The 20,456-nt window shown below is 64.5% G+C and carries 18 protein-coding genes; 12 read left to right on the top strand and 6 right to left on the bottom strand.

What is annotated here, in order from left to right; translation table 11 throughout:
* The first annotated feature begins 82 nt into the window (after positions 1-82).
* The 4 genes from BLU15_RS25290 (at position 83) to BLU15_RS25275 (ending at position 5,099) form a co-directional block, all read left to right on the top strand.
* Positions 83-1,402 (top strand): ABC transporter substrate-binding protein, encoded by a 1,320-nt coding sequence (locus BLU15_RS25290; protein WP_060643977.1) that lies wholly within the window; start codon positions 83-85, stop codon positions 1,400-1,402.
* Positions 1,403-1,523: 121 nt separating this feature from the next.
* Positions 1,524-3,233, top strand: a complete 1,710-nt coding sequence (locus BLU15_RS25285) for an ABC transporter permease (RefSeq protein ID WP_090299148.1) — start codon at positions 1,524-1,526, stop codon at positions 3,231-3,233.
* Positions 3,234-3,247: 14 nt separating this feature from the next.
* On the top strand, positions 3,248-4,348 hold the full coding sequence (locus BLU15_RS25280) for an ABC transporter ATP-binding protein (protein ID WP_060606212.1): 1,101 nt from the start codon (positions 3,248-3,250) through the stop codon (positions 4,346-4,348).
* An 88-nt stretch (positions 4,349-4,436) separates the two neighbouring features.
* The gene (locus BLU15_RS25275) at positions 4,437-5,099 is read left to right on the top strand and encodes a histidine phosphatase family protein (RefSeq protein ID WP_060606209.1); all 663 of its coding nucleotides are present in this window, start codon (positions 4,437-4,439) and stop codon (positions 5,097-5,099) included.
* A gap of 88 nt (positions 5,100-5,187) precedes the next feature.
* Here the strand turns inward: BLU15_RS25275 and BLU15_RS25270 are convergent, their stop codons facing one another.
* A complete protein-coding gene (locus BLU15_RS25270; RefSeq protein WP_090299145.1) occupies positions 5,188-8,487 on the bottom strand; it encodes an autotransporter domain-containing protein in 3,300 nt (1,099 codons plus the stop codon).
* Positions 8,488-8,735: 248 nt separating this feature from the next.
* Between BLU15_RS25270 and BLU15_RS25265 the strand changes: the two genes are divergently transcribed.
* The gene (locus tag BLU15_RS25265) at positions 8,736-9,518 is read left to right on the top strand and encodes a DeoR/GlpR family DNA-binding transcription regulator (RefSeq protein WP_371273763.1); all 783 of its coding nucleotides are present in this window, start codon (positions 8,736-8,738) and stop codon (positions 9,516-9,518) included.
* A gap of 254 nt (positions 9,519-9,772) precedes the next feature.
* On the opposite strand, the gene BLU15_RS25260 is transcribed toward BLU15_RS25265, so the two are convergent.
* Entirely contained in the window at positions 9,773-10,411 is a 639-nt protein-coding gene (locus tag BLU15_RS25260) for an NrsF family protein (protein WP_090299142.1), read from the bottom strand.
* A gap of 2 nt (positions 10,412-10,413) precedes the next feature.
* Entirely contained in the window at positions 10,414-10,950 is a 537-nt protein-coding gene (locus BLU15_RS25255) for a sigma-70 family RNA polymerase sigma factor (protein ID WP_090299139.1), read from the bottom strand.
* 208 nt (positions 10,951-11,158) lie between these two features.
* On the opposite strand from BLU15_RS25255, the gene BLU15_RS25250 reads away from it, so the two are divergent.
* The 4 genes from BLU15_RS25250 to BLU15_RS25235 all read left to right on the top strand — a co-directional run bounded on the left by BLU15_RS25250 (position 11,159) and on the right by BLU15_RS25235 (position 13,839).
* Positions 11,159-11,482: a BufA1 family periplasmic bufferin-type metallophore gene (locus BLU15_RS25250; protein WP_176960351.1), complete on the top strand. Its 324-nt coding sequence runs from the start codon at positions 11,159-11,161 to the stop codon at positions 11,480-11,482.
* Between the two features lie 126 nt (positions 11,483-11,608).
* A complete protein-coding gene (locus tag BLU15_RS25245; RefSeq protein ID WP_090299133.1) occupies positions 11,609-12,535 on the top strand; it encodes an MNIO family bufferin maturase in 927 nt (308 codons plus the stop codon).
* A gap of 13 nt (positions 12,536-12,548) precedes the next feature.
* Positions 12,549-13,325: an HvfC/BufC N-terminal domain-containing protein gene (locus BLU15_RS25240; protein ID WP_090299130.1), complete on the top strand. Its 777-nt coding sequence runs from the start codon at positions 12,549-12,551 to the stop codon at positions 13,323-13,325.
* 4 nt (positions 13,326-13,329) lie between these two features.
* On the top strand, positions 13,330-13,839 hold the full coding sequence (locus tag BLU15_RS25235) for a DoxX family protein (RefSeq protein ID WP_371590044.1): 510 nt from the start codon (positions 13,330-13,332) through the stop codon (positions 13,837-13,839).
* A gap of 45 nt (positions 13,840-13,884) precedes the next feature.
* Here the strand turns inward: BLU15_RS25235 and BLU15_RS25230 are convergent, their stop codons facing one another.
* The 3 genes from BLU15_RS25230 to BLU15_RS25220 are packed head-to-tail and all read right to left on the bottom strand — an operon-like array spanning position 13,885 to position 17,034.
* Entirely contained in the window at positions 13,885-14,985 is a 1,101-nt protein-coding gene (locus tag BLU15_RS25230) for an ABC transporter substrate-binding protein (protein WP_090299127.1), read from the bottom strand.
* 2 nt (positions 14,986-14,987) lie between these two features.
* On the bottom strand, positions 14,988-16,373 hold the full coding sequence (locus BLU15_RS25225) for a sensor histidine kinase (RefSeq protein ID WP_090299122.1): 1,386 nt from the start codon (positions 16,371-16,373) through the stop codon (positions 14,988-14,990).
* Positions 16,360-17,034: a response regulator transcription factor gene (locus BLU15_RS25220; protein WP_034790222.1), complete on the bottom strand. Its 675-nt coding sequence runs from the start codon at positions 17,032-17,034 to the stop codon at positions 16,360-16,362. Before BLU15_RS25220 ends, BLU15_RS25225 begins: the two co-directional genes overlap by 14 nt.
* A 279-nt stretch (positions 17,035-17,313) precedes the next feature.
* On the opposite strand from BLU15_RS25220, the gene BLU15_RS25215 reads away from it, so the two are divergent.
* The 3 genes from BLU15_RS25215 (at position 17,314) to BLU15_RS25205 (ending at position 20,403) form a co-directional block, all read left to right on the top strand.
* Positions 17,314-18,285, top strand: coding sequence for a Bug family tripartite tricarboxylate transporter substrate binding protein (locus BLU15_RS25215; RefSeq protein ID WP_090299120.1), 972 nt, complete (start codon positions 17,314-17,316; stop codon positions 18,283-18,285).
* Between the two features lie 129 nt (positions 18,286-18,414).
* Positions 18,415-18,873: a tripartite tricarboxylate transporter TctB family protein gene (locus BLU15_RS25210; RefSeq protein ID WP_060606191.1), complete on the top strand. Its 459-nt coding sequence runs from the start codon at positions 18,415-18,417 to the stop codon at positions 18,871-18,873.
* A 24-nt stretch (positions 18,874-18,897) separates the two neighbouring features.
* Positions 18,898-20,403: a tripartite tricarboxylate transporter permease gene (locus tag BLU15_RS25205; RefSeq protein ID WP_090299117.1), complete on the top strand. Its 1,506-nt coding sequence runs from the start codon at positions 18,898-18,900 to the stop codon at positions 20,401-20,403.
* Positions 20,404-20,456: the final 53 nt, after the last annotated feature.

Below are 20,456 nucleotides of genomic sequence, written 5' to 3'. Positions count from 1 at the left end.
GCGGGGTTTTTCGATCTGGCACGGGCCTTGCTCTCAATAGGACAGCCGCCAAGCACTGGCGGTCTATTGGGAGGAGATACCTATGTTGAAAACCATCGCAGCAGCGATGCTGATGTCGGCTGCCTTTATCGTGACGGCCCACGCCCAGGACGGTGGCAAGGTGACGATCGTCACTTCGTTCTCCAAGGACGTGACCGATCCGTTCAAGGCGGGCTTCGAGGCCGCCAATCCCGGCTTTACCCTCGACGTCCAGAACAAGAGCACCAGCTCGGGCGTGAAATACATCGACGAGACCAAGGTCAACAACCAGGTCGACCTGTTCTGGGCGTCGGCGCCTGACGCCTTCGACAGCCTGAAGAGCAAGGAACTGCTGGCGAAGTTCACCCCGTCGGTGACGGGACTGCCCGAAAAGGTCGGCTCCTATCCGGTCAACGATCCGGACGGCTTCTACTTCGGCTTTGCCGCGTCGGGCTACGGCATCATGTCGAACGACCGCTACCTGGAAGCCAACAACCTGCCGAAGCCGGCCGAATGGGGCGACCTCGCCAAGCCGGAATACTTTGACCACGTCGCCATCGCCGCCCCGTCGCGCTCCGGCACCACCCACCTGACGATCGAGACGATCCTGCAGGGCGAAGGCTGGGACAAGGGCTGGGGCACGCTCAAGGGCATCGGCGGCAACCTGCAGCAGGTGACCGAGCGCTCCTTCGGCGTTCCGGACGCCGTCAACTCCGGCCAGACCGGCATCGGCATCGTCATCGACTTCTTCGCCTTCTCGGCCCAGGCGAGCGGCTTCCCGGTGAGCTTCGCCTATCCGTCGGTCACGACGGTCGTGCCGGCCAATATCGGCATTGTCGCCAATGCCCCGAACCAGGCCGGCGCCGAGGCCTTCGTCAACTACATCCTGTCGGAGAAGGGCCAGGAAGTCCTGCTCGAGCCGGCGATCCGTCGCCTGCCGATCAACCCGGCGCTCTACGCCAAGGCGCCCGAAGGCTTCCCGAACCCCTTCAAGGATCCGCGCTTCCAGTCGATGATCACCTTTGACAGCGACGTCTCGAAGAAGCGCACGGATGTCGTCGACACGCTGTTCGACCAGCTCATCTCCTTCCAGCTCGAAAACCTGAAGGGCGCCACCCAGGCGATCCATGCGGCCGAAAAGGCGCTCGCTGCTAACGAACAGCCGGCGGCCCGCGCGCTTCTTGACGAAGCCAAGGCCCTGGCTGCCGCCATGCCGATCACGGCGGAGGAGGCAGCCAGCAAAGAAACGCGCGACGCCTTTACCGGCGGCGAAGAGAAGACCGCACGCCAGGCGGAACTGGAGCAGAAGTGGGCCGCGTTCGCGACGGAGAAATATGCCGCCGCCAAGGCCAAGGCTGAAGAAGCCCTGAACCTCGTCGACTAACGCGCGACAGCGACCGCCTGCCCAACTGGCGGGCGGTCATGCTCCCAAAACATCATAGCTTCGCCGACCCTGGCGCGCCTTGCGCGCGCCCGTTGGCCGAACTCACTCCGGAGTCTGCCCCATGGCGCTCGTCGCTTCCGTTCCCATCAGGCCCGCCGCGGCCAAACCAGGCCAGATCCTGGCAGTCTCGGTGATCGCCCTGTTCCTGGCGATCTTCCTGGTCATCCCCGCCGGCACTGTCATCTACACCGCCTTCACCGAGAAGGGCACCGGTGCGCTGACCATCGTCAACTTCATCGACTTCTTCAACACCGACCTCTTCCGCCGGTCCTTCTTCAATTCGGTCTATGTGTCCGGCATGTCGGTCGTCTGGGCGAGCGCCATTGCGCTGCCGCTCGCGGTGCTCACGACCCGCTTCGACTTCCGCGGCTCGCTCATCATCCAGACGCTCGGCTTCGTGCCCCTGATCATGCCGCCCTTCGTCGGCGCGGTGGCGATGCAGCTTCTCTTCGGCCGCAACGGCACGGTGAACCTGCTTCTCAACGACTGGTTCGGCATCCGCATCCCCTTCATGGAGGGGCTGAACGGCGTCATCTTCGTGCAGTCGCTGCACTATTTCCCCTTCATCCTGATCAACCTGTCGACCAGCCTGCGCAATATCGACCGGTCGATGGAGGAAGCTGCCCAGAACCTCGGCTCCTCCGGCTTCCGGCTCTTCCGTCGCATCGTCTTTCCGCTTGCCATGCCCGGCTATCTCGCCGGCGCGTCGCTCGTCTTCGTCAAGGTCTTCGACGATCTGGCGACACCGCTGCTCCTCAACGTTAAGGACATGCTGGCGCCGCAGGCCTATCTCCGCGTCACCTCCGTCGGCCTCACCGACCCGATGGGCTACGTCATCTCGGTGATCCTCATCGCGGTATCGATCTTCGCCATGTGGCTTTCGGCGGTCGCCATGCGCGGCAAGGACTATTCGACCGTGCAGCGTGGCGGCGGCGGCCTTTCCAGGCGCAAGCTCAGCCGCGGCGAAAGCGTCATCGCCTATGGCGTCGTCGCTCTGATCCTTCTCCTGGTGCTCTCGCCACACATCGGCCTGTTGCTGCTGTCTTTCGCAACCGTATGGTCGTTCAGCCCGCTGCCCGATGCCTACACCGTCGCGCACTACGGCCGGGTTTTCGGCGAGAGTTCGCTCTACATCAAGAACACGCTGATCTACGCCAGCCTTGCGGGCCTGATCGACGTCGTCATCGGCGGCGCCATCGCCTATCTGGTGCTGCGCACCAAGGTCGTCGGCCGCCGCTGGCTCGATTGGGCGGCCACCGCAGCGCTCGCCATCCCCGGCGTCGTGCTCGGCATCGGCTATCTCCGGACCTTCTACGGCATCACGCTGCTCGACGGTACACCGCTTGCAACGCTCTGGGTCATGGTGGTTTTGGCGCTTGCCATCCGCCGCCTGCCTTATGCGCTGAGGGCCTGCTACGCCGCCCTGCAACAGGTGTCGGAATCGCTCGAAGAAGCGGCTGAAAACCTCGGCGCCACCAAGCAGCGGACCATCCGCCGCATCGTCTTGCCGCTGATGACCGGCGGCCTGCTTGCCGGCTTCGTCACCAGCTTCTCGACGGCCGCCGTCGAGCTCTCGGCAACGCTGATGCTGATCCAGAGCAACTCGGACGCGCCGATCGCCTACGGGCTCTACGTCTTCATGCAATCGCCGGCCGGTCGCGGTCCGGGCGCAGCCCTCGGCGTCATCGCCGTGATCATGGTCGCGCTCTGCACGCTCCTGTCCCACTACGTCATCGAGCGCCGCCAGAAGGCGCTCGGGACGGCAAAGTAATTCGGGAGGAAACAATGACAGTGAACATCAACAGCGCCGCACTCGCCGCCGGCCCCGCCAAGGCGATCAGCATCAGCGACGTCAATCTCTACTACGGCGCGCTGCACGTCCTGAAGAACATCAATCTCGAAATACAGCCGGGGGAATTCTTCGCCTTTCTCGGCCCGTCCGGCTGCGGCAAGACCACGCTTTTGCGGTTGATCGCCGGCTTCAACAACGCCCGTCAGGGCAAGGTCGTGATTGGCGGACAGGACGTGCTCGACATGCCCGCATGGAAGCGCGACATCGGCATGGTCTTCCAGTCCTACGCGCTCTGGCCGCACATGACGGTCGCCGCCAATGTCGCCTTCGGCCTTGAAGAACGGCGCCTGCCACGCGCCGAGGTCGACCGTCGGGTCAAGGCGGCGCTGGACCTCGTCGGCCTCAAGCACCTCGCTGATCGCCGCCCGTCGCAACTTTCCGGCGGCCAGCAGCAGCGCGTGGCGCTCGCCCGCACCATCGCGATCGAACCGAAGGTGCTGTTGCTCGACGAGCCGCTGTCCAACCTCGACGCCAAGATGCGTGTCGAAGTCAGGCGCGAGCTGCGCGAGTTGCAGCAGCGGCTGCAACTGACGACGATCTTCGTCACCCACGACCAGGAAGAGGCCAACACGGTCTGCGACCGGATCGCCGTCTTCAACGAGGGCAGCATCCAGCAGGTGGGAACGCCGATGGGGCTCTACGAGAAGCCGGCCAACCTCTTCGTCGCCAACTTCCTCGGCACGGCCAACATCCTCGACGGCAAGGTGGCCGGCATCGGCGCTGCCAGAAGCTTCGAGGTCGTGGGCGGCGGCTCCATCCCGATCCCTGCGGGGACCGAGGTCCCCGCAGGCGCCAAGCTCGTCTTCCGGCCGCAATATGCGACGATCGGCAGCCTCGAGCCCGGCGCCGTCGCGCTCGAGGGCATCATCGCGCATCGCGAGTTCCTGGGCGCGACCGTGCGCTATGGTGTCAGGATTGGGGCGGCGACGGTGCTGATCGACGCGCCGTTCCATTCCGGCGACGCGCTTCTCGAACCCGGCGCGACGACGACGCTCGGCCTCAAGCCGTCGTCGGCGCAATGGCTCGCCCACTAGAGCATACGACGCGCGTCCGCCGGTCTCGCCGGCGGGCGCCAGCTTTCCCATTTCAAGCAGCGCCAGATCGCTGACACCCGAGTTCCGCATGAAAAGAGATCTCCCAAGCCTCATCCTCATCCGCCACGGCGAAACCCAATGGAACGTCGCCGGCCGCCTGCAGGGCCGCAAGGACACGCCGCTGACCGCCAATGGCGTGCGCCAGGCACTCGCCGTCGGCCTGCGCCTTGCCGAACGGATCGCCGACGAGGAAAAGACCCTGACCTTCTGGGTGAGCCCGCTCGGCCGCGCCCGCCAGACCGCATCGATCCTCGCCGACACCTGGTCGATCCCCTTCGATCGTTTTGCCGAGGCGGCTGCCCTTGCCGAACGCTCCTATGGCGCCTGGGAGGGGCTGGCCCATGACGAGATCGAGCGCGATCTTGCCGATCAGTACGATGCGCACAGCGCCGACCCGTTCGACTATTCGATGCCGGGCGGCGAAAGCCGGACTGCGCTTTCAGCGCGCCTTCAGGCCTGGCTCGACACGCTCGACCGCGGCCGCCGCCATGTCGTCGTCACCCATAGCGGTTGCCTCAGGGCCCTGCGCGGCATCTACACCGCCGCCTCGCGCGACGAGATTCTTGCCTATCGCGAGCCGCAGACCGCCTCGTTCCTTCTGACCGCGGGTCGCGAGACCATGCTCGACGTGCCCCTCAACATCCTACGCGCCCTTGGCTGCGATGGCGCAGGAAGGACCGTCTGGATCTGATCGACAAGGCCGCCGCAACCAACCACAAGAAACGCCGCGCATGGAAACCATGCGCGGCGTTCGATGTTCAGAGCGATGTGCTGCCGCCTCAGAAACTCACCTTCAGCTTGGCGTTGACGCCGTGGTCGGAAACGCCTGAGGCGATCTGGCCGGTGTAGTTGACGCCGAAGGTCGCGGCCGGAGCGATTTTGAAGTCGATGCCCGCTTCGACGAGTGCCGCATCCCGGGCAATCGGCGCACCGCCGACGGTAAAGCCCTGGCCGCCGGCAAAGGCAAGCGTGGAGGTCGGCACGACATCGCCGAAGGCATGGCGCCAGCCGACGGTGCCGCTCAGAACTGCCGCCGTTTCGCCGAAAGAAACGTCGGTCGAGGTGCGCACGCCAATCGTCGTGAAGGTCGTGTCGTTGTTGTTCGAGCGGCCGGCGAGCGCCGCTGCCCCGCCCTTTTCACGGAAACTGTCCGTGTCGAGGTTGAGATAGGCGAGATTGGCGAAGCCTTCGAAATCGAAGCGACTGGCACTCGCGGCATAGCTCGCCTCGCCGAAGATCTGGGCGGTGCGGGCGTCATAGGCCGCCGACAGGCTGTCGTCGAAACCGCCGAAGGACACGCTGCGCGCCGTTTCGATGCGATGCCAGCTATAGGTCGCACCCGCTGTCAGCGACAGCGCGCCAAGCCCGGTCCCGGCATAGGCACCGATGTGGTAGTTGTCGCTGTCCCCGGAGGAACGACGGTCGACCACATCGAAGGACGAGCGGCTGTAGCCGCCGAAGAGGCCGGCGCGCCAGTTGTCGCCGACGAGGCCATCGGCGCCCATGAGAAAGCCGCCGACGTTACGCTGGAAGCCCGCCGCATTGCCGTTGCCATCCGTATCGCCCCAAGTGCCGAAGGCCTGGCTCCAGAAGGCGAAGCGCTCGGTATCTGCCGCAACGCTTTCGATGCCGCCTTCGCCATAGGCGAGCACTGGCGTCGCCTTGGTGCTGTCATCGCCGAAAGCCGTGCGGATGCGGTTGGTGGCTGCAGCGTTCAGGAGCAGGCCGTCTTGCAGCAGCATACCCTTGGTCGAGGCATAGATTTCACCCGAGAGCTGGTCGAAGGCAAAACGCGCCTGCGCGCGGTCGAGGTTGGTGAGCGCCGAATAGGCTGCATTGGAGAAGCCGAGGCTTTCTGCGGCGATCGCCGTTGCCCGCTGGTTGGCGGTTTCCGTGACATCCGCGAAGCGGATGTCGTTGCGGCTGAGTGTCAGCGTCACGTTGTTGGCGTCGTAGCCGAGCGTCGGATCGAGGAAGACGAGGCTCGATGCGACGTCGGCAAAGGTACCGGTCACGCCGCCGGCCGCCGTCAGGATCGTGTAGTTGGTCTGCGGCGCATAGCTGCCATTGGCTGCGAGCGCCAGGACAGAGCCGCCGTTGAGCGTCGCCTTGCCTGACGCGACGATCTTGTCGCTCTCGCCCTTGTCGTTGGCCTCGACCTCATAGGTCGAGCCCGCTGCAAAATTGATATCTCCGGCAACGTTGAGCGTGCCGATCGAATTGCCGGGGGCAATCACGCCGCCGTCGGCAATCGTGATGCTGCCGAACGTCCCGATGCCGCCGATGGCGCCGTCCTTTTCGATGGTGAGCCCTGAAGACGAGGCGATCGACACTTGCACCGAAAGCAGGCCGGACTTGACCACGGTCGCGCCGGTATAGGTGTTCTGGCCGTTAAGCACGAGCGCGCCGGGGCCGAGCTTGGTGAGACCGCCGCTGCCGCTGATCGCCTTGTTGACGGCAACCACGTTGGCGGCGTCCGCCACGTCGAGCGCGCCACCGGCACCTTCGAGAACGATATCGCGGTCGATCTGATGCATGTCGCGACCGGCGATCCTGAGGGCCCCGCCATCGAGCCTCAGCTTGGCCGCAGCGCTGCCAAGCGCAGCGTCCTCTTCGACCACAACGGTACCTCCGTCGGTCACCAGCGTTTCGCCGATGAACGAATGATCGTCGATGCAATAGTCGCGGATCGCCTGCTGGAAGCGCGGATCGCTGCTCTTGCAATCAAGCAGCGTCTTCTTCTCCTGGTCGGTCAGACCGGCCAGAATTGGCAGGCCGTTCTCGTCGGCGATCTGGCCGAGATAGACGTCGTTGCGCATGTTGTTGCGGCTAAGGTTGAAGACCTTGCCCTTCTCGGCGAAGGTCGATGCTTCATCGCCCCAGACGATCCGGGTCCTGGCCGTCGCTGTCGCCGGATCCGTGTAGTTCTGCAGCACCGGACCGACCCAGCGCACCGTGTGCGCAACCGGCTCGTGGTCCGAAAGCGGCGTCTTCGATCCATCCGGATTGGTCACGTAGCTGACGTCGGTGATGACGCCCGAATAGGGATCCTTCGGATCGTCGGCCAGCGTCCACCACTTGCCGAAGGGACGCGACGCCAGGAAGTGATCGATCTTGACCCGGTGCCAGCTTGCCCAGGTGTTGGTGGCGTCTTCGCCGTGCGACGGCCAGGTGACACTGCCGTCGTTCAAGCCATGCGGCGAGAACTGCTCGCGCTCGTTTGGAAGCTGCAAGATCTGGAACTGCTTCTTCAGGATGTTCATCGTCTGCGGCAGGTTGCCGGCAACCGGATACATCTCGTCGGCAAAGAGGCCAGAGGGAACCGTCGAGGCGTTGATCGCCGAAGCACCCTTGCCCTTCCACTCGGCGATATAGGCGTCCAGCTTCTGCTGGTCTTTTGCATAGTCGCGCAGCAGGCTCATGTAGAAGCTGTTGGTCGGGTTCTTGACGTAGGTTTTCAGCAGCAATTCCTGCTGGCTGACAGAATGCAGGCCGCGCTCCGAGACGTCGCCGGCATTGAAATCACCGGTGAGGATGATGGGCCGCGTCTCGGACTTGGCCCACTGGTTGATGCCCTTGGCTTCGTTGATGCGGGTCGTCGGCGGGTCGTAATAGTTGAGGTGCGTGGTGCCGACGACCACCTGCGGCTTGCTGACGGTAGGGTCGACCACCGTATAGGTCACGATGTCGCCGAGCGTGCTGGCGCCGAAGGTGCCGGGGAGACGCGAGAACACGCCGGTATCGCTGTCCTGACGCGTCGCGTAGGTGCCAAGGCCCGCATTCTTCAGGATGCCCGGGATGTCACGGGCGTAGGTGCTGTTGGCGCGAAACTCCTGGAAGGTCAGGACGTCGTAGTTTCCCTTTATGAAGAAGTCCGACATCACGCTCGGGTTGGCCTTGAAGCGGTCCAGCCAGGTGTTGAGCGTCAGGATCTTCATGCTGTCGTCGGCGGCGCGCGCCTCGGCCGCCGAGAGCGTCAGGCTCGTTCCGCACAGAAGGATCGCCGTCGCCAGGCGCAACGGTTGCGTGAGGCGCGCAAAAGCCCGCACCCCGCGGAGGTGGTGTCCACGTTGTCTCATATCTTGCTCCAATGTCGCGATGCGAACACGCTCCGTCACAAGACCTTCATGGCGATGATGTTGATGAGCGGAAGAGTTCACTGAAATGTACGATTACGGACATTAAGCGAGTCAAATGTCAGTTTTACAACATTTCATGGGGCGCCATAAAATTTCACGCGGCCCATAGGTGCTGCGCTGATTTCCTTGGAGATCGGCGTCAGCCCTATGGTAGCAAAGCGTGCTGAGGGGCAATCAGGATGAGGGTGATGGACGATCGGGATATTGCGGATGGGGACAAGAAGACGCGCCGGCAGGCGCAACTTCTCAGCCACCTCGAGAAGAACCACTATATCTCGATCGAGGAGATCACCGGCCTGTTCGGCGTCACCACGCAGACGGCACGGCGCGATATCATGGCGCTCGAACAGGAGGGCAAGGTGCGGCGCCTGCACGGCGGAGCGACCATTGCGACCCCGGTTGATCCCAACATCTACCGCCAGCGGCGCATCGACAACGCGGAGGTGAAGGAACGCATCGGGCAACTGACCGCCGAGCTTGTTGCCGACGGCGCTGCCGTCTTCCTCGACACCGGCACGACCTGCGAAGCGGTGGCGCGCGGTCTGCTCAAGCGCCGCGATCTTCGTGTCGTCACCTACAGTCTGCGCGTCGCAACCACGCTCAGCGAAAGCAGCAGCTTTGCCGTCGCGGTGCCCGGCGGCTTCGTGCGGCAAGTGGATGCCGGCGTGTTTCGCGAGGAGACCGCCGACTATATCCGCAAGTTCAAATTCGACGTCGCCATCATCTCGGTCAGCGGCATCGATCAGGACGGCGATATCGGCGACGACGACCATGCCGAAGTCGCCGCCGTCTCGGCCGCGATGCGCCAGGCCGAGCGGGTGATCCTCGCCGTCGACAGCAGCAAGTTTGGCCGGCGTGCGCTGGTGCGCCTGGCTTCGCTTGCCGATATCGATGCGCTGGTAACCAATGAATTGCCGGAGGAGCGTCTCGTCTCCCTACTGCGCGAACACGGCGTCAGCATTCATTGCTAGTGTAAGGGCCGAAGCGATGGAAGCCCGCGACGATCTCTTGCTAGGGGCTTGAAACCTTTGGTGCGGCACCACACATAGGCATCAGGAAATTGCCCGTGGAGCCTGACTGACATGATCAACCGAAGGCTCCGGGCGTAGTTCGCGCGCAAACGCTGACCACGGATGTACTGGCAGTGTGACGCAGCGAGCGGGAAAAGGTCGGCATTGCCGGCCTTTTTTGTTTTGAACGCCGGCGAAGGCTCATATGGCCGGCCCTACCAGCGAAGCGCCCAGCGGCCGCCCAACGCCCCAAGCACCGTCAGCATGAGGACCGCGATCGTGTACCAGGTCGCGACGAAAAGCGGTGAATCGTCCGGGCAGTGGGCCGCGTAGAAGGTCGCGGCGATGCCGCCGGCCGCGAGCCCTGCCAGGGCGCCTGCAAGCCCGGGACGCGACGGGGCGCCATGGCGCAGTGCGAGAAGGAACAACGCCAAGGGCGCAAGGCCGATCAGCGGAATGAAGGTCATGCAGACCAAATAGTTGGTTCCAACGAGTTTCGTCACCCAGCTACCGGATGGCACTGCAAGAAGCTCGAGCAACACACCGCCGACAACGAGCGCCGGCGCGACGGCAAGGTAGGGCACCAGCTTGCGCGGATCCGCGTCGGGCCATGCGGCAACGCGCATGGCCGCAAAAGCGGCCGCGGCGAGCGCGATCGTGACCACGAATTTGAACAGGAACCGCACCGTCTCGGCGGCAGCGGCGATATCCGGCCGCGGTCCGAGCAGGATCGAGAACACGACACCGGCAAGGACGAGTGCACCGATGGCGACGCCGGACCATACGGTGTTCATCGGCAGGCCGGGTCGCCGATTGTCCGCTGCGAGAGCCTTGATGAGGTCGTTCGTGTCCATGGTCAGTTTCGTCCAAATCGGCGGGCGATTGCAGCAAGGCCGCGGTGAAGCGCCACCCGAACCGCCGTTTCATTCATGTCCAGTTTCTGCGCCGTCTCAGCCACCGTGAAACCCTCGATCGAAATCGCGTTGACCACTGAGCGCTGCCCAGGTGCCAGCCCTTCCAGCGCTCGGCCGATTTCCCAATCCCTGGCCTTTTCCGTCTCGACGCTTGCCAGCGTGTCTTCAAGCCCCTCGATGCCGACCGTCGGGCGGCGAGCCTGACGACGCACGGCATCGACGTATTTGTGCCTGGCAATGGCATGCAGCCACGGGATGACCGGCGCATCCTCCCGCCAGGTGTGACGCTTGACGTGCGCTGCCAGCAGCGCCTCCTGCACGACGTCCTCAGCATCGACGCCTCCGCCGATGGTCCAACGTCGGGCCCAGCCACGGATCGCCTGCGCTGCGTCCCGCAGGAAGTCGGCATAGGCTTTTTCGTCGCCGGCCGCGGCCGCGCGGAGAAGTCTTGCGAGATGTTCGTCGTCCGCGCCGCTCACCCGCGCCTTTCCTCCCCATTCGCCGATTCCCGGCGTTTGTTACACGGCTATCTCAAATTCGCGGCCGCTGTCTGCTCAGACCGACCTCGCGAGCCCATCACGAAAGCGTGTTGCCAACGTTATGTAACGCCCGGTGTCGCCGCGGCGAAAGAGCCGATGTGCGCCTCAGACAGGACGCACGGGAACAGTTCAACACGGAGATAATATGATGTCCATGAAGTCCACGATCAGCAGCGCAATGCTGGCAAGCGCGGTCGCCGCCGCCCTGTCGTCGCTCGCGATTGCGAGCCCACTGACTGAAGCGCAGGTCAAGTCCGCCATGGATGCCGGCAAGGAGAAATGCTTCGGCGTCGCGCTCAAGGGCCAGAACGATTGCGCCGCCGGCCCGGGCACGACGTGCCAGGCAACATCCACCGTCGACTATCAGGGCAATGCCTGGAAATTCGTCGACGGCGGCACCTGCACGACGATGAAGCTGCCCGACGGCCGCATGGGTTCGCCCGAGGCGCTTTCGCGCGACATGCCGTCCTGATCGATCGCAATTCAGGAACGGGACGCGGGGCGATCGCGTCCCGTTCCGCCTCGGTTTTCAAGGGGTAGCGGTCCAGGGACGTTCCCACCCGCCATCCAGGGTCTCAGGATTATGACGGGATTGGCAATGCGCACATCAACGGACGACGGCAGCAGACTTGCCCCGGTAGGTCCTCACCTGCCGAAACACGAAATCGCCGGGCTCGCCGGAACGAGCTTCAAGCATCAGCACCTCCAGGCGATCCTTGCCGATGATGCCTGCGGCGGCTTCTTCGAAATTCATGCGGAGAACTACATGGGTGCCGGCGGACCGCCGCATGCGGCGCTCGCCCGCATTCGCCAGGATTTTCCGGTGTCTCTGCATGGTGTCTGCATGTCGATCGGCGGCCCACAGCCGCTCGACAGAGCGCACCTGGGGCGGTTCAAGGCACTGGTCGACCGCTATGAACCGGCCCTCGTCTCCGAGCATCTCGCCTGGTCGACCCACGAGACCACCTTCTACAACGATCTCTTGCCGCTGCCCTACACCGAGGCGACCGTTGCCCGCGTATCCGATCATATCGACGAGGTTCAGGACGCGATCGGCCGCCGGCTGCTTCTCGAAAACCCGTCGACCTACGTCACCTTCCAAGATTCGACGATGAGCGAGACGGCGTTCATCCGCGAACTGGTGAAGCGCACCGGCTGCGGGCTGCTGCTCGACATCAACAATGTCTTCGTTTCCGCCACCAACAAGAGCTATTCGGCGCTTGCCTATCTCGATGACTTCCCACTTGAACATGTCGGAGAAATCCACCTTGCCGGGCATGCGGAGCAGCAGGACGACGAAGGCGACCTGCTCCTGATCGACAGCCATGACGGCCCGGTGGCCGACGCCGTCTGGAAACTCTACGACATCGTCATCGCCCGCGTCGGCGCCATCCCGACGCTGATCGAGTGGGACAGCGCCATTCCGGACTGGCCGGTCTTGAAACGTGAGGCCACGGCGGCGCAGACGATCCTCGATGCCTACGGGCAGCGGATATCGCGGGAGAAGATCCGTGTCCGCGCCTGACGGGTTGCTCCCCATGCTTCTTAACCGCATCGGCAATTATGCCGCCGGTTTCGTGCCGCCGCTGCTCGCACCTGACCGGCCGACGCCGGCTCTGGTCGCCGGCCCGAACGGCAAGGCGGCGGTGAAGCGCTTCAATGTCTACCGCAACAACGTCACCGTCAGCCTGATCGAAGCGCTGGCGGCGACCTTCCCGGCGACCGAACGCATTACCGGCGAAGCTTTCTTTCGCGCCATGGCCCGCTTTCACGTGCGCGAAACACCGCCAGTCTCGCCGCTGCTCTTCGAATATGGCCGCGACTTTCCGGGTTTCATTGCCCGCTACGAGTATGCCCAATCCATGCCATGGCTTGCCGATGTAGCAAGGATCGAACGGGCCTGGCTCGACGCCTATCACGCCGCCGACGCCCCGGCGCTTCCGCCTTCTGCACTTTCCCTGATTGCGCCCGAGCAGCTCGGCGGCGTCGTCTTCGATCCGCATCCGGCGACCAGGCTTGTCCGTTCCGATTATCCGGCCGTCACGATCTTTGCCGTCAACCGCGAGAGCGGGCCGGTCGGACGAATCGAAACGGCTGATGCGGAGAGCGCGCTGATCACCCGCCCTGACCTGGAGGTCATCGTTCGCCGTCTCGCGCCCGGCGCCGATCTTCTGCTTTCGCGGCTGCTGGCAGGCATCCCCCTCGCCGCGGCTGCCGCGGATGCTGCCACGCAATGCCCCACGCTTGATCTCGCAGCCGCAATCGCCACCGCGCTCGAAGCGGGGGCCTTTACGGCAACTCATCACGGAGGATGAAACCATGATGTCCGCATCCAGATTTTCGCAAAACGGCCATACAGCCGATCTGTCGCAATGGACCCGTCGGGCGAACCGAGCCGTCGGCGCGCTCGCGCCGCTCTGGCTCTCCCAGCTTGTCCTGCGCTTCGGCCTTGCCGTTCCCTTCTTTCGGTCAGGCATGAGCAAGTGGGACGGGTTCCTGCAATTGAACGACGTGGCGGTCCTGCTGTTCAGCTCGGAATTCCGGCTGCATCTACCCGGCGGCCCCTATCCCTATCCGGCTCCCGCCGTGACGGCCTTTGCCGCCGGTTCGGCGGAAATCATTCTTCCCATCTTGCTTGTCTTCGGCCTGGGAACGCGTTTTGCCGCCCTCGGGCTGCTGGTCATGACAATTGTTGTGCAGCTGACCGTACCGGACGGCTGGCCCATCCACATCACCTGGGCTGCCATGGCGCTCGCGCTGATGGCCTCCGGTCCCGGCACGCTGTCGCTCGACCACGCACTGTGCGCCTGGCGCAAGGGCGAGCGATAGGCCGCGCGCGATCCCGGCGCCTGCTTTGACCGCAGACAGCGCCCTTCAATTCGGGCGCAGCCGAACCGGGGTATCGACGATCAGCTTGGTCCAGTCGTCAATGAACCGAGAGCGCTGCAGCCGGTCCTGCGCGGCAAGCAAGGCCGGGCCGATCCGGATCGGCCGGCCGATCCCGGACTCCACCAGTTTTTCGGGTCCGTCGACCTCGGCCGGCAGTGCGCCGCTCCGCGAGAAGAAAAACGCTTTCTCCCGTGCCACGTCCTGTCCTCGTTCGGACAGCAGATAATCGAGGAAGCGACCGGCAAGCTCGGGGCGCTTGGCGCCCGTCGGAACCAGGGCGCCGCGGCTGAGGATCAGCGTGTAGTCGCGCGGCAGCACGATCCTGAGCTTGCCGTTACGTCGCGCCGCGGCATAGGCGTAGGAGCCGAGGATGTTGTAGCCGATATAGACGTTGCCGCTGTCGAGTTCAGACAACACCGCATTGTTGCAGCAGCGCAGCACGGCTTCGGCGCGGCTGAGGCTTTCGAGCAGACGGCCGTAGGTCGTCGAGGCTTGCTGGGCATCGAGGAAGGCGAGCAGATAGCCGATGCCGGACTGGCGCAGGTCGTAGGTGCCGATGCGGCCGCGATAATAGTCCGGTTTGAAGCGCAGCAGGTCGGTGAGCTCTCCATGGGTGTGCGGCACATCCTCCGGCGGCACGAAATCCTTGTGGTAGACCATGACGGAGGGCTCGAAGGTAAAGCCGAAGACCTCGTCACGCCAGTTCGCCCAGGCCGGCACGTCGCGGGTTTCCGGCGAGACATGCGCGAGCGCACAGCCGTCGTTTGCAAGCTTCACCAACTGATCGACGGACGAAGACAGCAGGAGATCACCGAAAGGCTGCTTCAATCGGCAGGCGATGTCGGCGTCCCGATAGAGATCGTTGGTCACGTAGTCCGTATAATCGATGGCGACATCGCGCGCCGTCTCCTGAAAATCGCGGATCAGCGGCTCCATCGCCTCGATGTCGGTCGCGCCGTTGATGACAAGCCGACCGCGCTCGGCGTCGAGCGCCGGAAAGAACGCCCGCGTGCCCTCGACCGCGCCGGCCGGGCTGGCAAAGCCAAGGACCGCAACAAGTGCGATCGGTCGAAGTTGCCGCCACATCCTCATGTTCCCTCCCGATAAAGGGGAACATCGAGAATGACCGTGAAGTCGCGCGCGCCTTTCTCCAGAAACCGAACTGTGCCGCGATGCGCCAGCGCCACCTCCGCCGCGATTGCAAAGCCGAGCCCCATGCTTCCCTCTCCCGTCTTGGAACTGACGAACCGCGTCGTGACCGCCGCCCATTCTGCTGGCGGAATGCCGGGACCGTCGTCGGCGACCTCCACCAGGGCCCGGTCATCCTCGCGCCTCACGCGCACGGCCAGCCGTTGCTCGACACCATGCTGCAGCGCGTTGTCGATGATATTGGCTATCGCCTCACGCAGGCTCACCGCATCGCCGCGCACGAAGACCGGCTCGGCACTGTCCTCGAAGGAAACGACGACGTCCGGGTCGACTGTAATCGGCACCGTCGAGCGGAAAGCCTTCCGGGCGATATCGCCAAGGTCGACGGGCTTGAAGCGCACGGAATCGGACCGGTGGATGACCATGGCATGGCTGAGCAACTGGTTGGTGAGGCGCGCCAGCTGGCTGACGCGGTCCCGCACGCGCCCGAGATGCCGCTTGCGGTTGACGTCGAGGTCGTCGTCTTCGAGCATGTCGACCTGTGCCGAAAGGGCTGTCAGCGGCGTGCGTATCTGATGCGCCGCATCGGCGATGAAGCGCTGAAGCAAGGTGACGCGCTCGTCGAGGCGGCCCATGAAGTGATTGATCGACCCGACGAAAGGCTTGAGCTCCCTGGGCATGTCGGCCTCGACGGGGGTCAGATCCTGCGGATCGCGGGCACGCAGCGTCGCGGCAAGGGCATCGACGGGCAGCAGTGAATAGCGGATGGCAAGCACGGTGCCGGCAAGCGCAAGCAGGCTCATGATGCCGACGAGGATCATGGCGCGGGTCGTCAATTCCCCGGCAAGCCCGCGCCGCGCTTCGGTCGTCTGCGCCATGACCACATAGGCCCAGCCGGAGAAGGACGGATCCGAAAGCGCCCGCGAGACCACGGCCACGCGGACCGGCACGTTGCGATATTCCGTCGTCAGGAACACCGGGCCGGCCCGCGCCGCGGTGACGTTTATGCCGATGTCGAGATCGTCGTAGCCGGTCAAGGTTCGGCCGTCGGGGCCAACCACGCGATAGAAAATGCGGTCGCGCTCGGCAAGGCCAAGCAACTCGAAGGCCGACGACGGAAGCGTTACACCCAGATTGCCCGCATCCACAGTCATGTTCGCGGTGATCTGGATCGCCGCCCCGAGGAGCAGCCGGTCATAGGCATCGTCGGCGGCCGCGCGGGCATAGTACCAGGCGGCGGCGGAAAGCAGCGTCGCACCACCACAAAGCACCAGCGCCACGCGCAGCACGAGCCGCCAGAAGAGCGAGGTTTCACGCCGCTTCATCGGCCACCAGTTGATAGCCGAGACCGCGGATGGTGACGATGCGCACCGACGAGCCCTCGATCTTCTTGCGCAGCCTTCCGACATAGAGTTCGACGGCGTTGGGGTTGACGTTTTCGTCGAAACCGAAGAGCCGATCGAGCAGTTCGTCCTTGCTGAAAACCCGGCCCGGCCGGGCGGCCAGCACTTCGAGAAGCGTGATCTCGCGCCGCTTGAGCTGGACCTCGCGGTTGCCGACCCGCACGGAGCGGCTGTTGCGGTCGAGCACCAGATCGCCGCACTCGATGAGGTTGGTCGGGTCGCCCTGGCGGCGGCGCAGGAGCACGCGCGTGCGCGCTTCGAGCTCGCGGAAATCGAACGGCTTGACGAGATAGTCGTCGGCGCCAAGGTCCAGCGCGCCGACCCGGTCCTCAATTTCAGAACGCGCCGTCAGCACCAGCACCGGCGTCGTCTTTTTCCGGGCGCGCAGATGGCGCAGGATCTCAAACCCGTCGAGCCCCGGCAACATGACGTCGAGGATCACGAGATCATAGTCGGTAAATTCGAGTATGTCGGCGGCGGCTTGACCGTCCGTCTGCCAATCGACGGTGTGCCCGACCTTTTCCAGTCGCCGGCTGATTGCCTCCCCGACATCCCTCGTGTCCTCCACCAGAAAGATGCGCATGGGCAAGCAGTGACACGGAAGATTTCACCGATCAACCCGGCGGATTTGACCGCTTTCGTGACAGCGTGGTGACAGGTTCGCGGAGGAAAGAGGACTGCCTGATCGCCACAACGGGAGATGCGGCCAGGGTCTGGAGGACAATCATCGCCGAGGCATTTTCAGGCGGCCGCTACGCGGTCCGTCGATGCGGGTCGATGCCGTCCGGATCCTGGATGTCACGGTGGAGGCAGGCGCGCGATAGCGCCTTTGAAAGAAGAACTCATGGATGGGAGAGAGACCATGACCCGAACCTTTGTGAAGACCCTTCTGGCGGCCGGCTTTTTCGCCGCCGTGGCATCGCCCGCCGGTGCGGAGCCGTCGAAGCCCGAGTGCCTGGCCGGCGCCAAGCCCGGCGGTGGCTTCGACCTTACCTGCCGGCTTGCCGCCAATGCGCTGCTCGAAGCCAAGATCATCGGCAAGCCGATGGCCGTTACCTATATGGAAGGCGGCGTCGGTGCGGTTGCCTACAACCATGTCATCGGCAAGCGCGGCGCCGACGGCAACCTGATCACCGCTGCTTCCTCCGGCTCGGCGCTCCTGATCGCCCAGGGCAAGTTCGGGCAATATGACGAAAACGCCGTGCGCTGGCTCGGCGCGCTCGGCGCCGACTACGGCGTGCTCGTGGTCGCCGCGGATTCCCCCTACAAGAGCCTCGGCGAGCTGATCGCCGCCTACAAGGCAAGCCCGACCGACTTGTCAGTCGCCGGCGGCGGCGCTGTCGGCTCGCAGGACTGGATGAAGGGCTCGCTCTTGGCAAAAGCTGCGGGACAGGAGCCGAAGCAGATGCGCTACGTCGCGCTTGAAGGCGGCGGCGCAGTACTGACGGCGCTCGAAGGCGGCCACGTCAAGGTCGGTGCCGGCGATGCGGCGGAAATGTCCAAGCACCATGCGGCCGGCAAGGTCCGCGTGCTCGCGGTCATGGCGCCCGATCGCCTGCCGGGCGAACTCGCCGAAGTGCCGACCGCCAAAGAACAGGGCGTCGACATCGAATGGCCGGTCTGGCGCGGCTACTACGTCGGCAAGGACGTCTCCGACGCCGACTACAAATGGTGGGCCGATGCCTTCACCAAGCTCGCCGCAACGCCGGAATTCGTGAAGGAGCGCGAGGCGCGCGGCCTCTACGAATACACCCAGGTGGGCGACGCCTTCGACCAGCAGGTCAAGGCGGACGTGGCACGCTTCAAGATCATCGCCAAGGAAGCCGGCATGTAAGCCGGACGGTGGAGCGGGACAGTCTCCCGCTCCGCTTGTTTGCCACCACTTTACGGGCTCCTCCTGCCGGTCGTCTCATCCGGCCGGATTGAAGACCCGTTCCCTGGCGTAAACATCGGGAACAGAACCATGTCAGACACCACTTCCTCATCCTCCCGCATCGGCAGGGTCGGCGGGCTCTTGATGCTCGCGCTGGCGATTGCCTATGGCATCGGCGGCAGCCAGATCGAATATGCCTTCGCCTCGGACCCGCTCGGTCCACGCGTCGTGCCGGTGCTGCTCGCCATCACCCTCTCGGTGCTTTGCCTCTTCTACCTGAAAAGCCCGGGAACGACCGAAGCCTTTCCGCAGGGGCAGCTTCTCGTGAAGATCATTGCAGTACCGCTCCTGCTTCTTGCATCGGCACTGCTTCTGGAGCCCGCCGGCTTCGCCGCCTCGATCTTCCTGCTGACCTTCGGCGTCGGCTGGATCTTCGGCGCGCCGCTGCGTCTCGCGCTGATTGGCGGCGTCGGGCAAGCCGCCCTCTGGTGGTTCGTCTTTTCCTACCTGCTCGACGTCTATCTGCCCGCCGGCCGGCTGTTTGGCTGATCCGCCGGTTATGGAGTGATCTCAATGAATCTCGATTACCTCTGGAACGGTTTTACCGTCGCCCTGACCCTGCAGAACCTGCTCATCGGTCTTGCAGGCTGCTTCATCGGCACCCTGGTCGGCGCGCTGCCGGCGATCGGGCCGATCAACGGCATCGCGCTGCTGATCCCGATCGCCTATACGATGGGCCTGCCGGCCGAAAGCACGATGATCCTGCTCGCCGCCGTCTATTGCGGGGCCGAATATGGCGGCCGCATTTCCTCGATCCTTCTGAACGTGCCGGGCGATGCCGGCGCCGTCATGACGGCGCTCGACGGCAACCCGATGGCCCGCCAGGGCCGCGCCGGCGAAGCGTTGATGCTCTCCGGCCTCTCCTCCTTCGTCGGCGGGGTCTTCGGCGCCGTCGGGCTGGCGCTGTTCGCGCCGCTGCTTGCGGGCCTCGCCATCGGCTTCGGCCCGGCCGAATACTTCGTGCTGATGGTCTTTGCCTTCGCGACCCTCGGTTCCATGGTCGGTAGCCAGCCGGTAAAGACGCTGATCGGCTGCACGCTCGGCCTGATGCTTGCTACCGTCGGGCTCGACGCCACCTCCGGCGCCTATCGCTTCACCTTCAACGAGCCGGAACTCGGCGACGGCATCGAATTCGTCGTGCTGGTCATCGGTCTCTTCTCGGTATCCGAGGCGCTGCTGATCCTCGAACACCAGGCAAGCGGCGTCACGGTCATCCGCGAACTCGGCCGCATGACCGCCCGCCTCGACGACATCCGCAAATCGATCGGTGCGACGCTGCGTGGTTCGGTCATCGGCTTCATCGTTGGCGTGTTGCCGGGCACCGGCGCATCGGTTTCGAGCGCCGTTTCCTACACCACGGAGAAGCGCATCTCCGACAGCGAAGGCACCTTCGGCAAGGGCGACGTACGAGGTCTCACGGCCCCTGAGGCTGCCAACAACGCCACCGCCTGCGGCGCCTTCGTGCCGATGCTGACGCTCGGCGTGCCCGGCTCCGGCACGACCGCCGTCATGCTCGGCGCATTGATGCTCTACAACATCCAGCCGGGCCCGATGCTGATCACCGAGCGGCCGGAAGTGGTCGGCGGTCTCGTCGCATCGCTCTTCATCGGCAACGTGCTCTTGCTTCTCCTCAACCTGCCGCTCGTCAACATCTTCGCCCGCGTCTTGACGGTACCGAACTGGCTGCTGGTTCCGGGCATCCTCGTGCTGTCGGTTGTCGGCGTCTATTCCACCCACGCCTCGGTGTTCTCGATCCTCCTGATGCTCGGCATCGGCATCATCGGCTGGCTGCTTCGAAAGGCCGGCTTCGACATGGCGCCGATCATCCTCGGGTTCGTGCTCGGCCATGTGATGGAGGTGAACCTGCGCAATGCGCTGGCGATCAGCGGCGGCGATATCTCGATTCTGTTCCAGAGCAAGATCTCGATCATTCTCTGGATCCTGGCGGGCGCCATGGCCGTGATGCCACTCGTCGCCGGCTGGAGGCAGACGAAGGTCGTCAAGACCGCCACGAGCTAGCTGATCCCCCTCCCCGTCGGCTGCTTGGAAAGCGGCGCGCGAGCCCATCGCGC

The organism is Ensifer sp. YR511, assembly GCF_900103045.1.
Lineage (GTDB): Bacteria > Pseudomonadota > Alphaproteobacteria > Rhizobiales > Rhizobiaceae > Ensifer > Ensifer adhaerens.
This window is presented reverse-complemented; position numbering and strand designations above follow the sequence as displayed.

Bases quoted from the DNA above. Each gene is read 5' to 3' on its own strand.
- BLU15_RS25290 (WP_060643977.1), top strand. From the start codon at position 83: ATGTTGAAAACCATCGCAGCAGCGATGCTGATGTCGGCTGCCTTTATC.
- BLU15_RS25285 (WP_090299148.1), top strand. From the start codon at position 1,524: ATGGCGCTCGTCGCTTCCGTTCCCATCAGGCCCGCCGCGGCCAAACCA.
- BLU15_RS25280 (WP_060606212.1), top strand. From the start codon at position 3,248: ATGACAGTGAACATCAACAGCGCCGCACTCGCCGCCGGCCCCGCCAAG.
- BLU15_RS25275 (WP_060606209.1), top strand. From the start codon at position 4,437: ATGAAAAGAGATCTCCCAAGCCTCATCCTCATCCGCCACGGCGAAACC.
- BLU15_RS25270 (WP_090299145.1), bottom strand. From the start codon at position 8,487: ATGAGACAACGTGGACACCACCTCCGCGGGGTGCGGGCTTTTGCGCGC.
- BLU15_RS25265 (WP_371273763.1), top strand. From the start codon at position 8,736: ATGGACGATCGGGATATTGCGGATGGGGACAAGAAGACGCGCCGGCAG.
- BLU15_RS25260 (WP_090299142.1), bottom strand. From the start codon at position 10,411: ATGGACACGAACGACCTCATCAAGGCTCTCGCAGCGGACAATCGGCGA.
- BLU15_RS25250 (WP_176960351.1), top strand. From the start codon at position 11,159: ATGTCCATGAAGTCCACGATCAGCAGCGCAATGCTGGCAAGCGCGGTC.
- BLU15_RS25245 (WP_090299133.1), top strand. From the start codon at position 11,609: ATGCGCACATCAACGGACGACGGCAGCAGACTTGCCCCGGTAGGTCCT.
- BLU15_RS25240 (WP_090299130.1), top strand. From the start codon at position 12,549: ATGCTTCTTAACCGCATCGGCAATTATGCCGCCGGTTTCGTGCCGCCG.
- BLU15_RS25235 (WP_371590044.1), top strand. From the start codon at position 13,330: ATGATGTCCGCATCCAGATTTTCGCAAAACGGCCATACAGCCGATCTG.
- BLU15_RS25230 (WP_090299127.1), bottom strand. From the start codon at position 14,985: ATGTGGCGGCAACTTCGACCGATCGCACTTGTTGCGGTCCTTGGCTTT.
- BLU15_RS25225 (WP_090299122.1), bottom strand. From the start codon at position 16,373: ATGAAGCGGCGTGAAACCTCGCTCTTCTGGCGGCTCGTGCTGCGCGTG.
- BLU15_RS25220 (WP_034790222.1), bottom strand. From the start codon at position 17,034: ATGCGCATCTTTCTGGTGGAGGACACGAGGGATGTCGGGGAGGCAATC.
- BLU15_RS25215 (WP_090299120.1), top strand. From the start codon at position 17,314: ATGACCCGAACCTTTGTGAAGACCCTTCTGGCGGCCGGCTTTTTCGCC.
- BLU15_RS25210 (WP_060606191.1), top strand. From the start codon at position 18,415: ATGTCAGACACCACTTCCTCATCCTCCCGCATCGGCAGGGTCGGCGGG.
- BLU15_RS25205 (WP_090299117.1), top strand. From the start codon at position 18,898: ATGAATCTCGATTACCTCTGGAACGGTTTTACCGTCGCCCTGACCCTG.